This window comes from Akkermansia sp. RCC_12PD, from assembly GCF_036417355.1.
Taxonomy (GTDB): Bacteria; Verrucomicrobiota; Verrucomicrobiia; order Verrucomicrobiales; family Akkermansiaceae; genus Akkermansia.
The window spans coordinates 2,856,150-2,871,831 of record NZ_CP143889.1; the positions used below are offsets into that span (position 1 = coordinate 2,856,150).

General features: G+C 55.4%; 14 protein-coding genes and 1 tRNA gene. 7 read left to right on the forward strand and 8 right to left on the reverse strand.

The genetic code is table 11. The features are described from left to right. Positions 1-311: 311 nt before the first annotated feature. From V3C20_RS12085 to meaB, 3 genes are all read left to right on the forward strand, one after another. Entirely contained in the window at positions 312-1,793 is a 1,482-nt protein-coding gene (locus tag V3C20_RS12085) for a beta-N-acetylhexosaminidase (protein WP_130082705.1), read from the forward strand. Positions 1,794-1,860: 67 nt separating this feature from the next. Beyond that, complete coding sequence (locus V3C20_RS12090; RefSeq protein WP_130082704.1) at positions 1,861-3,339, forward strand: beta-N-acetylhexosaminidase; 1,479 nt, start codon at positions 1,861-1,863, stop codon at positions 3,337-3,339. Positions 3,340-3,359: 20 nt separating this feature from the next. Further along, on the forward strand, positions 3,360-4,379 hold the full coding sequence (meaB, locus tag V3C20_RS12095; RefSeq protein WP_067571891.1) for a methylmalonyl Co-A mutase-associated GTPase MeaB: 1,020 nt from the start codon (positions 3,360-3,362) through the stop codon (positions 4,377-4,379). On the opposite strand, the gene V3C20_RS12100 is transcribed toward meaB, so the two are convergent. Then, positions 4,354-4,830 (reverse strand): NUDIX domain-containing protein, encoded by a 477-nt coding sequence (locus V3C20_RS12100; RefSeq protein ID WP_130082703.1) that lies wholly within the window; start codon positions 4,828-4,830, stop codon positions 4,354-4,356. The two genes, meaB and V3C20_RS12100, sit on opposite strands and share 26 nt — an antisense overlap. 341 nt (positions 4,831-5,171) lie before the next feature. Between V3C20_RS12100 and V3C20_RS12105 the strand changes: the two genes are divergently transcribed. Next, positions 5,172-7,160 (forward strand): alkyl sulfatase dimerization domain-containing protein, encoded by a 1,989-nt coding sequence (locus tag V3C20_RS12105; protein ID WP_130082702.1) that lies wholly within the window; start codon positions 5,172-5,174, stop codon positions 7,158-7,160. Between the two features lie 796 nt (positions 7,161-7,956). Here the strand turns inward: V3C20_RS12105 and V3C20_RS12110 are convergent. Then, positions 7,957-9,105, reverse strand: a complete 1,149-nt coding sequence (locus V3C20_RS12110; protein ID WP_130082701.1) for an acyltransferase — start codon at positions 9,103-9,105, stop codon at positions 7,957-7,959. A gap of 273 nt (positions 9,106-9,378) precedes the next feature. Here V3C20_RS12110 and V3C20_RS12115 point away from each other — a divergent pair, with 273 nt between their 5' ends. After that, entirely contained in the window at positions 9,379-9,900 is a 522-nt protein-coding gene (locus V3C20_RS12115; RefSeq protein WP_130082700.1) for a hypothetical protein, read from the forward strand. A gap of 117 nt (positions 9,901-10,017) precedes the next feature. On the opposite strand, the gene V3C20_RS12120 is transcribed toward V3C20_RS12115, so the two are convergent. The 6 genes from V3C20_RS12120 to V3C20_RS12145 form a co-directional block, all read right to left on the reverse strand. Then, a complete protein-coding gene (locus V3C20_RS12120) occupies positions 10,018-10,149 on the reverse strand; it encodes a hypothetical protein (protein ID WP_330935386.1) in 132 nt (43 codons plus the stop codon). Further along, a complete protein-coding gene (locus V3C20_RS12125; RefSeq protein WP_330935387.1) occupies positions 10,097-10,522 on the reverse strand; it encodes a crossover junction endodeoxyribonuclease RuvC in 426 nt (141 codons plus the stop codon). Before V3C20_RS12125 ends, V3C20_RS12120 begins: the two co-directional genes overlap by 53 nt. A 36-nt stretch (positions 10,523-10,558) precedes the next feature. Then, positions 10,559-11,716, reverse strand: a complete 1,158-nt coding sequence (locus tag V3C20_RS12130) for a DEAD/DEAH box helicase (RefSeq protein WP_238623755.1) — start codon at positions 11,714-11,716, stop codon at positions 10,559-10,561. Positions 11,717-11,825: 109 nt separating this feature from the next. Beyond that, the gene (locus V3C20_RS12135; RefSeq protein WP_298000546.1) at positions 11,826-12,455 is read right to left on the reverse strand and encodes an MBL fold metallo-hydrolase; all 630 of its coding nucleotides are present in this window, start codon (positions 12,453-12,455) and stop codon (positions 11,826-11,828) included. A 63-nt stretch (positions 12,456-12,518) separates the two neighbouring features. Further along, on the reverse strand, positions 12,519-13,544 hold the full coding sequence (gene pyrC, locus V3C20_RS12140) for a dihydroorotase (RefSeq protein WP_130082697.1): 1,026 nt from the start codon (positions 13,542-13,544) through the stop codon (positions 12,519-12,521). Between the two features lie 212 nt (positions 13,545-13,756). Continuing rightward, a tRNA-Asp gene (locus V3C20_RS12145) sits at positions 13,757-13,834 on the reverse strand. Between the two features lie 231 nt (positions 13,835-14,065). On the opposite strand from V3C20_RS12145, the gene V3C20_RS12150 reads away from it, so the two are divergent. Both V3C20_RS12150 and V3C20_RS12155 read left to right on the forward strand, forming a co-directional pair. After that, positions 14,066-14,536 carry a MarR family transcriptional regulator gene (locus V3C20_RS12150; RefSeq protein WP_130082696.1) on the forward strand — a complete coding sequence of 157 codons (471 nt, stop codon included), beginning with the start codon at positions 14,066-14,068 and terminating at the stop codon, positions 14,534-14,536. A 6-nt stretch (positions 14,537-14,542) separates the two neighbouring features. After that, positions 14,543-15,676, forward strand: a complete 1,134-nt coding sequence (locus V3C20_RS12155; RefSeq protein ID WP_130082695.1) for an efflux RND transporter periplasmic adaptor subunit — start codon at positions 14,543-14,545, stop codon at positions 15,674-15,676. Positions 15,677-15,682: the final 6 nt, after the last annotated feature.

Below are 15,682 nucleotides of genomic sequence, written 5' to 3' on the forward strand. Positions count from 1 at the left end.
CCATGCCCTCTTCATCCGGTTCCGGCTGTCCGGATTTTAATGGATTCTCCATCCAGCGGTTCATGGCTGGCATTACTTCGACGGAATCCTGCCCCTCTTTCCGGAAAATATCATCCAGTCTGTTGCGTTGAAACCGCCCCGGCCGACGCCGGCCAATAAGACACCGGAGCATGGAATGAACAATCAGACACGGTATTGACGGTTTGTTTTTTTCACGGAAAGGCTGCGTTCCCGATGAAAAAAAAGGCATCTGCGATTGAAATCTGCATTTTTCGACGGACTTCTTCCCTGGTTCGGCTTATACTGGAAACATGAAACATCTTCTCTACATACTGGCCGGTGTCCTGTGGTGCGCAGTCTTTCCGTCCGGGGCTGCGGATAAATACAGCATTATTCCGGAACCGGAGCGCACGGAACTGAAGACGCAGATCACCAAAACGCTCAAGCTTCTTTCCGACAAGGCCGAAGCTTCCCTGGGCAAGGACGCCTACCGGCTGGCCGTCACCCCCGGGGGCGTGCATCTGGCTTCCGGCGGACGGGAAGGCAGGCTGTACGGACAGGCCACCCTCCGCCAGCTCCAGGACCAGCTTGCCGCACAGCCGGAGGGCATCCCCTGCGGCGTCATCAAGGACAAGCCCCGCTACCCCTGGCGCGGGCTGATGGTGGACCCGGCGCGCCATTTCATCCCGCTGGCGGATTTGAAAAAATTCGCGGACCTGATGGCCTACTACAAATTCAACAAACTGCATCTGCACCTGACGGACAACCAGGGCTGGCGCCTGCCCGTTCCCGGCTACCCCAGACTGAAAAGCGTGGCCTCCAAGAGGGCGGAAACCTTCGGTGACGGAATTCCCCACGAAGGCATGTACACCCGGGAGGAACTGAAAGAGCTGGTGGCCTACTGCGCGGAACGCGGCATTGAGGTGATTCCGGAAATCGACGTGCCGGGCCACAACGAAGCCCTGGCCGCGGCCTATCCCGAATTCTTCTGCTTCCCCAAACCGGACATGAAAGTCCGCACCGTGGCTGGAAACAGCAAGGAACTGGTCTGCCCGCAAAAGCCGGAAGTATGGAAATTCTACGCGGCCGTCTTCAAGGAATTGAAGGACATCTTTCCGTCAAAAATCGTCCATCTGGGCGGGGACGAAGCACCCACGGAACTTTGGGAAAAATGCCCCCTGTGCCGCCAGGCGCGCGCCAAGGCCTCCATGAGGGACGAGCAGGAACAGATGCGTGACTTCTTCGCCCGGATGACCTCCCTTCTCGCCAAAAACGGACAAACGCCGCAATTCTGGTACGAAGGAAATGCCGGAATCTATCACCCGGGGGAAACAGTGTACGCCTGGCGTCAGGACCAGGCGCGCCAGTCCATCGACAAGACGAAAAAGGCCGGGCTGAACCTGATCATGGCCTCCAACGAATACTGCTACCTGGACTTCCCCCAGATACAGGGACAATACAACTGGGGATGGATGCAGACGACCACCCTCCGGAAATGCTATGAACTGGACCCGGCCTTCGGAAAATCCCCGCAGGAAACCGGCCATATACGGGGAGTTCACGCCGCAGCGTGGGCGGAACACCTGCCGGACCTGAACCATCTGCTCTACCGCGTCTATCCGCGGGCCATGGCCATCGCGGAAGCGGGCTGGTCCCCGATGAACGTCCGCTCCTGGGACAACTTCCGGCGCAAGGTAGCGGATCACCGCGCTTTCGTCCTCAAACGCTTCAACTACGATCTGGAACGAACGAAGGAAAACGAACCTCCCTTCCGCTGGGAAAACAAAAAGTAATTCCGCTGTTTTTCCTTATCACGCACGATTCATCATGATAAAATAATTCCGGAAAACACTTCTCCTCATGTTCAACTTCCTTCGTATTCTGGCCTGTACTCTTCTCTCCTCCGCAGCCATGGCTCAAGCCGCGGACAAATACAGCATTATTCCGGAGCCGGAGCGCACGGAACTGAAACCGCAGACCACCAGGACGCTCAAGCTTCTTTCCGACAAGGCCGAAGCTTCCCTGGGCAAGGATGCCTACCGGCTGGCCGTCACCCCCGGCGGCGTGCACCTAACGTCCGGCGGACGGGAAGGCAGGCTGTACGGACAGGCCACCCTCCGCCAGCTCCAGGACCAGCTTGCCGCACAGCCGGAGGGCATCCCCTGCGGCGTCATCAAGGACAAGCCCCGCTACCCCTGGCGCGGGCTGATGGTGGACCCGGCGCGCCATTTCATCCCGCTGGCGGACCTGAAAAAATTCGCGGACCTGATGGCCTACTACAAATTCAACAAGCTCCAGCTCCATCTGACGGACGACCAGGGCTGGCGGCTGCCCGTTCCCGGCTACCCCAGGCTGAAAAGCGTGGCCTCCAAGAGGGCTGAAAGCTTCGGCAACGGCATCCCTCACGAAGGCATGTACACCCGGGAGGAACTGAAAGAGCTGGTGGCCTACTGCGCGGAACGCGGCATTGAGGTGATTCCGGAAATAGATATGCCGGGCCATAACCAGGCCCTGGCCGCCGCCTACCCTGAATTCTTCTGCTTCCCGGACCACAACACGAAAGTCAGCACGACCGGCGGAGTGGGCTTGTACCTGGTCTGTCCGCAAAAGCCGGAAGTATGGAAATTCTACGCGGCCGTTTTTGATGTGCTCAAGGACATCTTTCCGTCAAAAATTGTCCATCTGGGCGGTGACGAGGCCCCTCTTGAAAAAACCTGGCAAAAATGTCCCCTCAGCGTCAAATACCGCCAGAAAAAGGGCATGAAGGACGTCCACGAGGAACTAAAGGAATTTGAAGGGAAAATGGCCTCCATGCTTGCCGCGCGCGGCAGGCGTCCCCAGCTCTGGTATGAAAAGCCGTGGGCGGAAGCCGGAATCTACCGCAAGGGGGACACCGTCTTCACCTGGCGCATGGGGCTGACTCCCTCCACCATCACGGAAACCAAAAAACAGGGGCTTCCCCTCATCATCGCCGCCGGGGAACACTGCTACCTGGACTACCCGCAAATCCCCGGCCAGGACAACCGCGGCTGGATGCCCACCACCACGCTGGAACGAAGCTACAAGCTGGACCCCGCCTATGGCAGGCCGGAAAAGGCAACGGACCATATCATCGGCGTGCAGGCCACCATGTGGGCGGAGCATCTCCCCACTCTGAACCATCTCCTTTACCGCACCTACCCGCGGGCCATGGCCATCGCGGAAGCGGGCTGGTCCCCGATGGACGTCCGCTCCTGGGACAACTTCCGGCGCAAGGTGGCGGATCACCGCGCCTTCGTCCTCAAACGCTTCAACTACGATCTGGAACGAACGAAGGAAAACGAGCCTCCTTTCAAATAAACACTCCGTATCCCTTTCTCATGAGCAGCATCAAAATAGTACGCCCCCACCGCCCCTCCGTGGAAGAACTCGTCCAGGGGGTCATCTCCGGAAACAGAGCCCTCCTGGGCAGGGCCATCACCCTGATAGAAAGCAACGCCGCCAGGGACCAGGAAGCCTCCCGGGAACTCATCTCCAAGCTCCTTCCCCACTCCGGCAATGCCGTCCGGATCGGCATCACGGGCGTTCCGGGAGCGGGCAAATCCTCCTTCATCGAGGCCTTCGGCACCTACCTGTGTAGAAAAGGCTTCAAAGTGGCCGTCCTCGCCATCGACCCCTCCTCCTCCGTCTCCAGAGGTTCCATCATGGGGGACAAAACCCGTATGGAAGAGCTCTCCGGGGAGGAAAACGCCTTCATCCGCCCTTCCCCGTCCGGAGGCTCCCTGGGCGGCGTGGCCCGGAAAACGCGTGAAACCATGATCGCGTGCGAAGCCGCGGGCTTCGACGTCATCCTCATTGAAACCGTCGGCGTGGGCCAGTCGGAAACCACGGTGCGCTCCATGGTGGACATCTTCATGCTCCTGCTCATCACGGGGGCCGGGGACGACCTTCAGGGCATCAAGCGCGGCATCATGGAACTGGCGGACATCCTCGTGGTCACGAAAGACGACGGCGACAACCGCCAGCGCGCCGCCGCCCACTGCCAGGAACTGAAAATGGTGCTCCACTACCTGCAAAGCCCCACTCCCGGCTGGACGCCCTCCGTCCTCACCTGCTCCTCCCTGGAAGGGCGCGGGCTGGACACCATTGAAGAAACGCTCTTCCGCTTCCGGGACAGCATGAAGGAATCCGGCTTCTGGTACAACCGCAGGCGGAACCAGTCCCTCTCATGGGTGCAGGCACTGGTGCACGAGGCGCTCCTCACCTCCTTTGAGCAGCACCCTGCCGTGGCGGAACGCATGCCCATTCTGGAAAACATGGTGGCGGCGGACAAAATGGACCCCGTCTCCGCCGCCCATGACCTGCTGAGCCACTTCACCTATCCTCTGCCCGGACATTGAAGAAATCCGCCAGAACCCTGGCGTACACCTCCTTCTTGAAATCCGGCAGCCATTTCAGCCTGAACTCCTCCGGGGCTATCCATCTGAAGGCGCAAAACTCCCGGTAATCCAGCGTGGGTTCCGGAGCGTCCGCGTGCAGGCGGCACAGGAAATACTCCTGTTCCTGCCCCACGAAAGGCTGGTCCCTCTTCTTCCGGACGTAATCGAGCACCTCCGGCGGATAATCATAGCGATATCCGCCGCGGGACTCTTCAATGGAATACTGGGAAGGCAGAAAACCGACCTCCTCGCAAACCTCCCGGTGCACGGCCTCCAGGGCCGTCTCACCCGGATCAATTCCCCCCTGGGGAAACTGCCAGGCCCCGGGATCCCTGGAACGCTCACAAATCAACAGCTTTCCGTCCTCCCGGATCATCAACCCCGCCACATTGGGACGATACAATCTTTCCATGTCTTTCTAACTAGCACAAATTTCCGGTCATTTCCAGTCATGTCTCTCACAAGCTTGTTGCAAACATATAAAAATAACTCGAATACAGACACTTTATCTTTCTTCCGAACGGCTCCGGATGTAAATCACAATGCATCAGGGAAATAAGAGGCATAAAAAACAACAACGCCTTTCTTGATAATGGAATTTCCTGCAAACCATCCAAAAAACTCTGGCAGTCAGATATTAACATACTGCCATCCTTCGAACACTGTTTTTTAACGGCAAGTCTATTTTTCTACAAGTAAAAATCGGCACACAGACTGTTTTTACACTTCACGTCTAATTAATAAAATCTGATCATGAAAACTAGAATAAGTTATTTTTCTGCCCTGCTGCTGGCAATATCCTCACTGGCAAGCATAGACGCCAGCGGTGCGGAGCAGTCCAAAAAGGCGACGAGCCACACTATTGAATACAACAAGAACTTTCTCGGCGCTCATGGGCTGGATGAAAATGATCGACAAGACTTTCAGGCCTCCGAAAAGGGATTTATAACAACACTTAAAAATCCAAACATTAAAAACAAGGAGGGACGCACGGTCTTTGACGTTTCTTCCTTTGATTTTACCAAGAACAAGCCGGCCCCCGATACTGTGAACCCGAGTTTATGGCGCGTCTCACAGCTTAATGCCAAAAGCGGTCTGTTCAAGGTTATGGACGGCATCTACCAGATTCGCGGCTTTGATCTTTCCAACATGACTATCATCGAAGGAAAGGAAGGCCTCATCATCATTGACCCCCTCATTTCAGCAGAAACGGCAAAAGCGGGCCTTGAGCTTTACTATCAGGAAGTGGAGCAACCGAAAACAGGGAAACGCCCGGTCAAGGCAGTGGTTTATACGCACTCCCATGTCGACCACTTTGGAGGAGTGAAAGGAGTAATATCCGAACAGGACGTCAAGTCCGGCAAAACGCAGGTACTGGCGCCGGAAGGATTCATGAAAGAAGCCGTCTCCGAAAATGTCTACGCAGGCAACGCCATGGGAAGGCGCTCCACGTACATGTATGCGGCGCCTTTTCACAAAGGTCCGGAGGGGACCGTAGGCTCCGGCCTGGGAACCGCCAGTTCCAGCGGAACCATTACGGTTATTCCACCTACTGATACCATAACCAAAACAGGAGAAACGCGAACGATCGACGGAGTGGAGATGGAATTCATGATGGCTCCCGGAACGGAAGCTCCTTCCGAAATGCTGATGTATTTCCCTCAATTCAAGGCACTTTGCAGTGCGGAAGATGCGACGCATACCATGCACAACCTTTACACTCTGAGGGGAGCCAAGGTACGGGACGCAAGCAATTGGTGGAAGGCTCTTGATGAAGCCATTCAGCGCTATGGCAACAAAACGGACGTTCTGTTTGCGCAACACCACTGGCCCAGATGGGGAAAAGAAAGCATCAACCAATTACTGGCCAAGGAGCGCAACGGTTACAAGTACATGCATGACCGGACGTTAAACCTGATCAACAAGGGATATACACCTGTAGAAATTGCGGAAATGATCAAGCTTCCTGCGGAAATAGACAAGCAATGGTACTTCAGGGGCTATTACGGCACGCTGAATCACAACGCCAAGGCCATTTATCAACGGTATATGGGCTGGTATGACGGTAATCCGGCCAACCTGTATCCCCTCCCTCCTGTGGAAGCGGCCAAGCGCTATGTTGAACTGGCAGGCGGACCCGACAAGATGATCGACAATGCCCAAAAGGCCTTTGACCAAGGAGATTACCGTTGGACAGCCGAGGTTTTAAAGCACGTGGTTTTTGCTGATCCGCAAAACACCAAGGCAAGAAATCTGGCGGCGGACGCTCTGGAACAGCTCGGCTACCAGGCGGAATCCGGCCCGTGGCGCAATGAATTTCTCGTGGGCGCCTACGAACTGAGAAATGGACTGCTTAAAAACCCCCTGAACCTGGTATCCACGGACATTCTGTCCAACCTGACTCCGGAAATGTTGTTCGACTACATGGGAATCAGTTTGAACAGTGATAAATCCAAAGGAAAGAAGCTGTCCTTCAACTGGATAGATCAAAATGGAAAACCGCACGGCTTCTGGGTTGAGGACGAAGTGTTGATGTATCGAGAAGGAAAACCGGTCCAGCATCCGGATGCAGTCATTACCGGAGACCAGCTCAATTTCGCCCTGGTTGCCATGCAGGCGATGCCCCTGAAGGAAGCTCTGGACAAAGGCACGATCAAGATCGAAGGCAATCCGGATAAATTCAAGGAACTGATCGGATACATGGACAAATTCAATGGGAACTTCCACATCATAGAACCCTGATCTTCCATGGTCTTTTTAATGAAACCGCTTTTCCCGGTATCTGGGAAAAGCGGTTTTTTGCGTATGTTCCAACACAGGGTAAAACAAGCTCTTCCGCGTCTTGGTATCAGCTTGTCATGATTACACAAATCCTCCCAGCCTTTCCATGTCCGCCGTCCTAGCACAGCCCCGGCATTTCCAGACATGTACCTGCAATAAATGTGCTGTTACAGGACATAAAACGTGAAAAGGATCTCCGGCTCTTCATAAATTCCTGCCTTCAAATGGGAAAAATCCAGCCCGTCAAAAATTGTTCCGGATACAAGAACTGACAGAAAAACGCCGTGGGAATTTGAAGCAAGAAAAAGAACGGTAGAAAAAGGATTGCCGATGATGCCTCATCTCTTGGAGAAAAAAATCGGCCTCAACAAACTTCCGCCTTGTAACACAGCAACGGAGGATTCTGACAAATTGAGAGAGTGCAGAAGTTGAACATGAACAGTGCATGCAACCAATGGAACACGGGAAATGGACTGTGGAAGAAACAAGGAAGGGGAAAGACGGATGAAAGCAGCGGCAGAAAAAATCATGCCCACTTCTTGAATTGATCATATTTCAACCTTACATCCCGGGACAAAAATGAAACAACCGCCTTCTTCTCCCTTTTCCGCCAGTCGGTTCCTCAACAGGCGGCAGCATTCGCAACCAGGCAATCGGAAATCGGCAGACCGTCCAAAGGACAATCGATGCCCCCTGCACCGCAGGAGATGAAACAATGTGCCAGATTCCTTTTCCGATGCTGATGAAGAAAGCCTCCCTACCCCTTCACACTGTTCTTGGGCTTTAAAAATCGGCCGATCAGGTACTTCCGCACGGGTATATCATACCATCTCAAGCAGACATAAGCTAATACAATGCTCCCGACGACCACACCCAGCGCACCGGGAAACGACTCCCAAAAGGTAAGCTCTTCATTCTTGACCCAGGCATAATACAGGTAAATGAACGGATAATGTACCATGTACAGGGGATAGGAAATGTCTCCCAGGAAATTGCAGATCCGCGTCGTGTATTTATCGGTCGTCTTGCCGGAAGCCCCAAGATAGACGAGAAGCGGGAAAAACAGGGCAAAGCAGACCGTATCATACAAACCGTTCATCCATAAATTCTCTGCCCCTCCCAGGCGCGGCACGGCCAGAAGAACGACGATGGACAGGCTGCATATCCAAAAAGCCCCCTTCACCCGGGCAGGTTTGAATATGCGGAAAAGAAGCAACCCTGCGGAAAAGGAAAACATCAGCCGCAGGAATCCAGCGGTAAACTCCGTCCCGGTCAGGGAAAATCCGGCACAAATATCACCGTACGGCCCCAGGATGGCAAATGCGGCCAGGCCGCAGCCGGCGGCAAAAACCAGCAAGGCAAGAGCCCTGGTGGAAAACTTGTGGATGAACAAGGCATAAAGAACGTTTCCGATATACTCGAAAAACAGGGACCAGCTGGGACCATTCAAGGGATACATCTCTCCGAGTCCCCGGACTTCCGTTCCCGGCGTGGCCGGAATCAACAATGCGTTGATAAACGTAGCAATAAACAGGGCCAGGACAGTCACGGTGGACACATCCCACACGGAGCAGCCCTGAAAATAAAACATGATTCCCCCGATGACGGCCCCCATCACCACCATCGGATGCAGGCGTATCACCCGGCGCTTGATGAACTCCTTGATCCCCATCTTCCCCCAGCGGTCATCATAAGCATACCCGATCACGAACCCGGACAGGATAAAGAAAAAATCGACCGCCAGATAACCATGGTTGATATTCTGATCCAAATGGCTGGTCGCGTAAGCCTCAAAAATGTGGAACCATACCACCATGATAGCCGCTACCCCACGCAGCCCGTCGAGAATATGATAATGCGGTTTTGTATTGGGAAGGGTAGCTGTAGAGAGTTGTGTTTCTAGCATAAATAAGTTCCGGAACGATATTTTTCCTTCTTAAAGGGAGGCGTTTATGAATGGTACCTGTGCAATGATGCGTAATATTTGGATAACGGTCACTCACTTAATTGACTTTTTTGAAAATATTTGTAAAAACATTAAAAACATGTCATTTACTTTTTCATGTTACCATATGTACGCTGAACTTTTCAGATTCTTTCTCAGCTCATTGATAAATTCTTGCGGACAATTCTGAGAATTTTCCTTCCCTCGGCTACTTGGCTGATATTAAATAGCGGCATGAAACGGTTTTTCTTTTCTGTGCTGGTGCTGTGCGTTTGTGCCGCAACTCCACTTTCAGCCCAGTCCAGAACGGGGGCTCCTACTCAGTCCACGGACGATTACAACCAGAGCCAGTTCTGGATCGGCAATTTTCCGGAGGGGCAGTATGTGGTGCATCTCAGCCGTATTGTAGCCGTAGCCCAGCACAGGTATATCCTAGATAATGCCTGCATGGTGCATGAGGTGACCCTCATCACCATGGGGAATACGCCCACCAAGTTTTATTATCTGGAAACGCTGGGACAGGGGTCGGGAATCAACGCCATTAAAAATGTGACCGAACGGGCGAAGGAACTCGGTTCCGGCGCCGTCAACCGGGCGAGCGGAGGCGGCATCGACCCGGATACGACCGTCGTCAAGGCATACCCGAACACGAATACCGTCGAGTTCCGCGTGGCTACGCTGGAACAGCTCAACAAGATGTATGCCTCTCTCCTGAAAGCGTGGCAGGACGGAAAGGGAAGGACTTTCAAGCCGTAAAGGCGAGAGGGAATACTAAAGATCAAAGACTAAAGTTGTTGATGTCCAGGGACGGAATGTCCGGACATTTGTTTTTTGGTCTTTGATCTTTTGTCTTCCGTATTTGAGGCCTCGACCTCAAATATATTTCCGTTCTATCATGTGGGCCTTCAAAGGGTCCGCGGCAAAGAGGTGGGTGAGGCCGATGGCCAGGGCGTCAGCGGCGTCGGATTCCGGCGTTTCCCGTAGTTCCAGCAGGGCGCGCACCATGAAGGCTACTTGCGCCTTTTGCGCTCCCCCCCCGCCCCACGACGGAGAGTTTGACGCTTTTGGGGGAGTATTCCATGATGCGCAGTCCGGCTTCCGCCGCGGCAATGACCACGGCCGCCTTGGCCGCCCCCATCGTGATGGCGGTCTGGTGGGACTGGACGTAGATGATGCGTTCCACCGCCATTTCATCCGGCTCCCATTTGTCAATGAGGTTGCCCAGATGCTGCTTGATGGCGAGCAGGCAACCGGATTGGGACACGGTCCGGGGAATGGACAGCGTGCCGTAGTCCAGGGCATGCGCCCGGCGGTGGTCGCCTTCCACCACGGCGTACCCCGTATTGCGGATGGCTGGGTCTATGGCAAGAATACGCATGGGACACGGTTTCTTCCCCACCGTTCCTTGTGATTCCTAGCGCCTGCGGCGCTTGGGAGCCGCGTGCTTGGGCTTGCGGACGGAGCGCACAGGCTCGTCTTCCAGAAGGGCGGAGTAAGTGTAGTTGAAGCCTTCCAGCTTTTTGCGGGCAATGGGTTTGCCGATGAAGTTTTCCACGGCGGCGGCAAAGTCCACCTCATCCGCCGTCATGATCGTGAAAGCGTCTCCCGTGGCTTCGGCACGGCCCGTACGGCCGATGCGGTGCACGTAGTCTTCCGCGTTTTCCGGAACGCGGTAGTTGATGACGTGGGTGACGCCGCTGATGTCAATGCCGCGCGCGGCCACGTCCGTAGCCACCAGAATATCGTATTTGCCAGCCTTGAATCCCTTGAGCGCCTCCATGCGTTCCTTCTGAGGAATGTCGGAGTGCATGACGGCCACTTCACCGCGGTAGCCGTGCTGCTTCAGCATGCCGCACACGGCGTCCGCCTCCTTGCGGGTGCGGGTGAAGATCATGACGGAGTGGAAGTCCGTTCCCTTGAGCAGGGCCAGCAGCAGTTCGTCGCGCTGGTCCAGAGCCACCGGATAGATGGCGTGGTTGATGGTGGCGGCCACTTCCCGGCGGGCGATGGTGACTTCCGCGGGGTCTGTGAGGCACCATTTGGCAAATCCGGCGATAACCGGAGGCATCGTGGCGGAGAAGAAGAGGGTCTGCCTGCCCTCCCACGGGCACAGGTTGACGATTTTACGGACGATGGGCAGAAAGCCCATGTCCAGCATGCGGTCCACTTCATCCAGCACCAGAGCCTTGATTTCTCCGAAGCGCATCGTGCCGCGGTAGAAGTGGTCCACCAGGCGTCCAGGCGTGGCGACGACGATATCCGCGCCCTTTTTCAGCTCTTCCGTCTGCTTGCCGTAGCCCAGGCCGCCGTACAGCAGGGCCACTTTCAGCCCGGTGAATTCGCCGTATTCGGCAAAGGCTTCCGCCACCTGGTCCGCCAGTTCGCGGGTGGGTTCCAGCACCAGTATCTGGGGCTTGCCCATCGGCTGTATCTTGGTCAGCAGCGGCAGGGCGAAGGCCGCGGTCTTGCCCGTTCCCGTCTGGGACGCTCCGATCAGGTCCCTGCCCTCCAGGATGATGGGGATGGCCTGCTCCTGAATGGGGGTGGGATGTTCATAACCGCATTTTTCCACCGCCTTCAAGACGGGTTCCGATAGGCCTAATTCTGAAAATAACATTGATTTTGTATGTTTGATAAACGCAAGACCCCCAACGCGGCGCCGGACGGCGAGGCAGGCGGGGTCAGGAAATAAACGGATTGGTCAGCAATTCGTTTTTCACGGTGGTGTACGGTCCGTGGCCCGGGAAGATCATGGTGGTGGCCGGCTGGTTGAGCACTTTTGTTTCTATGCCCTTCTTCAGCAGGCGCAGATTGCCGCCGGGAAGGTCCGTCCTGCCGATGGAACCGACAAAGATGACATCCCCGGTGAACATAATCCCCTCGTCCGGAAGATCGTACACGATGCTGTCCGGAGAATGGCCGGGCACCTGGTGCAGGTGCCAGAGCAAACCGCCCCAGTTGGCCGTATGGATGTCGGACGTGAGCACCTCATCCACCACGAAGGGCTGGACGTTGAGGGGGAGCCCCCACGCGTCGCGGGCCATTTTTTCAAGTGTCAGGTTCTCATTGTACGGCTGGCCGGCATGAATGCGGCAGTCGAAAATCTGGCGCATCCGGCAGGCATCCTCCACATGGTCAAAGTGCTGATGGGTGATCAGCAGGTCCGTGATGATGATGTCGGGTTTTTTGGAGTAAATCCAGTCCGCGAATCCGGAGGGAGCGTCCACCGCCACATAAGTGTTATCCTTTGTCTTGAAAAGATAACCATTACAGGAAGCTACTCCGCCCGTATAAACACGAATCCGATCCATGGGGAGGGATTGTAATGGAATCGGCGGGGATATCCAGTACAAAGACAGGGCATGCAACCCGCTTTATGTCATTTTTATAAAGCCGCCCTGCATCAGGCTCCACGGGATGACGTGCCCGGCTTCCATGGGTACTACTTTCTGCCCGTATCCTTCATAAGCGTCCGGCACCAGCATTTCCCGCCTTTCCAGGCGCACCGTTTTGGAGGGCGGCGTGAGTCCGTACAATGCGCACGCATGGCCGGAAACAAATCCCTGCAGGCGGTTCAGCGCATTGTGTTCTTCAAACAGGGCAGCCAGGCGCGGCAGGGCGATGGGAGCGGTAAACACGCCGGCGGCGCAGCCGCAGGCTTCCTTGGCATGGACGGGATGAGGCGCCGAGTCACTGCCGAACATGAGGCGGGGATGTCCGGACAGGGCGGCTTTCAGCAGCGCTTCCCGGTCTTCCGGCCTTTTCGCGATGGGTTTGCAAAACAGGTGGGGGCGCAGCATGCCGCCCGCCACGTCGTCCAGCGTGATGAGAAGATGCTGCAGGGTGACGGTGGCCGCCAGATTTTCAAATTCGTCCAGAAGCCGGACGGCGGCAGCCGTGGTGATATGCTCCATGCAGATGGTCAGCCGGGGATATTGTTCCGCAAGCTTCCTGTAAATACCCAGGAATTCCGTTTCCCGGTCCATTACGAATCCATGGGTTTCACCGTGCACCAGCAGGGGTATACCCATTTCCTGCATCATGGACATGGTGGCTTCTGCGTCCTTCATGGCCTTCACACCGCCTTCGCTATTCGTGGTAGCCCCCGCCGGATAAAGCTTGATCCCGAAAACCAGGTCCTTGAGCCGCTCCAGCTCCCTTTCCGTGTAAGAGCGGAAAAACGCCGTCATATAGGGCTTGAATACATCGCCGCCGCAGGCGTCCATAATGCGGCCGCGGTAGGCCTGCACCTCCTCCGCATCCGCTACGGGGGGAACCAGGTTGGGCATGACGACCGCCCCGGCGAAGGAGGCGGAACTCAGGGGGGCGACCAGTTTCAGCATGTCGCCGTCCCTCAAATGAAGATGCATGTCCAGCGGAGAGTGCAATTCCAGAATCATGCGGGCATCATGCCGGAAGCAACTCCCGAAATCAAGCATGGTCCCCCGCCCTCGGAAAGGAAGCGGCATTGCCGAAGGAAAACGCGGGAACGGTCCGTTCCGTTCCTTTTCCTGAAAAGACAGGGACAACTACCGCAGAGATGACCCATGCCGCCTCCGGCAAATCGGGCACAAAAAAACCGCCCGGAGGCGGTTGTTTCTGCAATGCAAGGTGGCGAAGCGGACGGGGCTCGAACCCGCGACCTCCAGCGTGACAGGCTGGCGCTCTAACCGAACTGAGCTACCGCTCCATAACCTTGACTGCCGTCCCCTGCCTTGCGGTGAGGACGTGGGGTTTATATACGCCTGAAAATATTCTGACAAGAAAAAAAGTTTATTTTTGCAACCGGAAACGGTCGGCTGTGTTTATCATTGAAGAGATTTATCATTTTAACTTTCTATTTATTTCAAAATAATAACAACTTCCCTGCATTATTTATTTTAGTTTGACAACTATTCACTGCATTTGACATAAAAGCCATATGATCCAACCTGCCATAGATATTACCACCTCCGTCCACAAGTTTGAAACCATTCTCTACCAGTTCAAAAGGGACAATCTGAACGAGGTGGACGAGAACCATTACCAGAAAATCATGGGGCTCTCCGTCCGCCAGATGAACGCCCTTGGGGCTCTCAACAGGCTCATGACCAACCGCCATGAGGGCATACCGCTGAAGACGCTGGCCCACCACCTCCGCATGAGCGTTCCCTCCACGTCTCTGCTGGTGGACAGCATGGTGAAGAAAGGCCTGTTCGACCGCAAGGAAAACCCGCGCGACAGGCGTTCCCTCTGCATTCGCCTTTCCGAGGAGGGAGAATCCAGATTCCAGCTGCTTTACAACGGCATGAAGAAGCGCCTGGATTCCCTGTTCGGCATCCTTTCCGATCAGGACCAGGAAGATTTCTGCCGCATTGTGGACACCCTTTACACCCACGTTTATACCAAGTAATACCATATGAACACACACACGCATGAACGGAAAATTCCGCTCCGCCTGCTGGCCGGCTCCGGACTGCTTTTCAGCCTCATGATGCCGGGTTACTCCCAGGGAATGCCGGGGGCTCCCGCCAAACCCAGTACCGTGCTCGTCCAGAAGGCCAGCACGATCGACAGCGCGGTGAACAAGAAATACATAGGCCAGGTGGAATCCATCGACCGGGTTACCGTGCAGCCTCGCGTTTCCGGCAACATTGTGGCCACAAGGTTCCGGGAAGGGAACGTAGTCAAGCAAGGCGACCTCCTTTTTGAGATAGAAGACACGCGCTACAAGGCCGCCGTGGAAGAAGCCGAGGCCAAAAAAGCGCAGCTGGAAGCCAAGCTCCTTTACGCCAAGAACAGTTTTGAACGCTATAACAAGCTGCTCGCCTCCAAATCCGTCTCCATGGACACGGTGGAAAACGCCAAAAGCACCATGCACGCCCTGGAAGCGGAAATACAGTCAGCAGACGCCTCCATCATCGTGGCCAAGGATGACCTGAATTACACCAGAATCATGGCTCCCATCACGGGCCGCACGGGCAGGGTCACGTTTTCCACGGGCAACTACATCACCCCTACTTCCGGCTCCCTGGTGACCATCACAGGCATTGAGGAAGTATACGTGAAGTTCCCCATCAGCGAACGCGACTTCCTTTCCCTGTTCGGCACCCAGGATGACATGAAGAAGGAGGCCATCGTCACCCTGACCCTGGCCAATGGCAAGGCCTATGCCCATCCGGGCAAGGTGTTCATGACGGACAACACCGTCCAGACTACCACGGACACGCTGAATGTCTGGGCCAAATTCCCCAACCAGGAGGATATGCTGACTCCCGGCGGCGTGGTGACCGTCAATCTCTCCAAGAAGAATGTGGACCGATTCCCGGCCGTGAACATCTCCTCCGTCATGCATGACGCCTACAAGAGCTATGTTTACGTCGTAAACGACCAGGGCGTGGTGGAACGCCGGGACGTCACGCTGGGCAACACGGTCAACAACGAACAATGTTTCAGCTCCGGCGTCAAGGAAGGGGAAGTCATCATCATCGACGGCATGCACAAGGTGCGTCCCGGTGCCAAGGTGAACCCCGTGTATTCCACTCAAAACTGATATTTC

What these genes read in the sequence shown, in the direction of transcription:
- V3C20_RS12085 (WP_130082705.1), top strand. Translation starts at nt 312, where the DNA reads ATGAAACATCTTCTCTACATACTGGCCGGTGTCCTGTGGTGCGCAGTC.
- meaB (WP_067571891.1), top strand. Translation starts at nt 3,360, where the DNA reads ATGAGCAGCATCAAAATAGTACGCCCCCACCGCCCCTCCGTGGAAGAA.
- V3C20_RS12125 (WP_330935387.1), bottom strand. Translation starts at nt 10,522, where the DNA reads ATGCGTATTCTTGCCATAGACCCAGCCATCCGCAATACGGGGTACGCC.
- V3C20_RS12120 (WP_330935386.1), bottom strand. Translation starts at nt 10,149, where the DNA reads ATGGTGCGCGCCCTGCTGGAACTACGGGAAACGCCGGAATCCGACGCC.
- pyrC (WP_130082697.1), bottom strand. Translation starts at nt 13,544, where the DNA reads ATGATTCTGGAATTGCACTCTCCGCTGGACATGCATCTTCATTTGAGG.
- V3C20_RS12090 (WP_130082704.1), top strand. Translation starts at nt 1,861, where the DNA reads ATGTTCAACTTCCTTCGTATTCTGGCCTGTACTCTTCTCTCCTCCGCA.
- V3C20_RS12135 (WP_298000546.1), bottom strand. Translation starts at nt 12,455, where the DNA reads ATGGATCGGATTCGTGTTTATACGGGCGGAGTAGCTTCCTGTAATGGT.
- V3C20_RS12100 (WP_130082703.1), bottom strand. Translation starts at nt 4,830, where the DNA reads ATGGAAAGATTGTATCGTCCCAATGTGGCGGGGTTGATGATCCGGGAG.
- V3C20_RS12155 (WP_130082695.1), top strand. Translation starts at nt 14,543, where the DNA reads ATGAACACACACACGCATGAACGGAAAATTCCGCTCCGCCTGCTGGCC.
- V3C20_RS12115 (WP_130082700.1), top strand. Translation starts at nt 9,379, where the DNA reads ATGAAACGGTTTTTCTTTTCTGTGCTGGTGCTGTGCGTTTGTGCCGCA.
- V3C20_RS12105 (WP_130082702.1), top strand. Translation starts at nt 5,172, where the DNA reads ATGAAAACTAGAATAAGTTATTTTTCTGCCCTGCTGCTGGCAATATCC.
- V3C20_RS12110 (WP_130082701.1), bottom strand. Translation starts at nt 9,105, where the DNA reads ATGCTAGAAACACAACTCTCTACAGCTACCCTTCCCAATACAAAACCG.
- V3C20_RS12150 (WP_130082696.1), top strand. Translation starts at nt 14,066, where the DNA reads ATGATCCAACCTGCCATAGATATTACCACCTCCGTCCACAAGTTTGAA.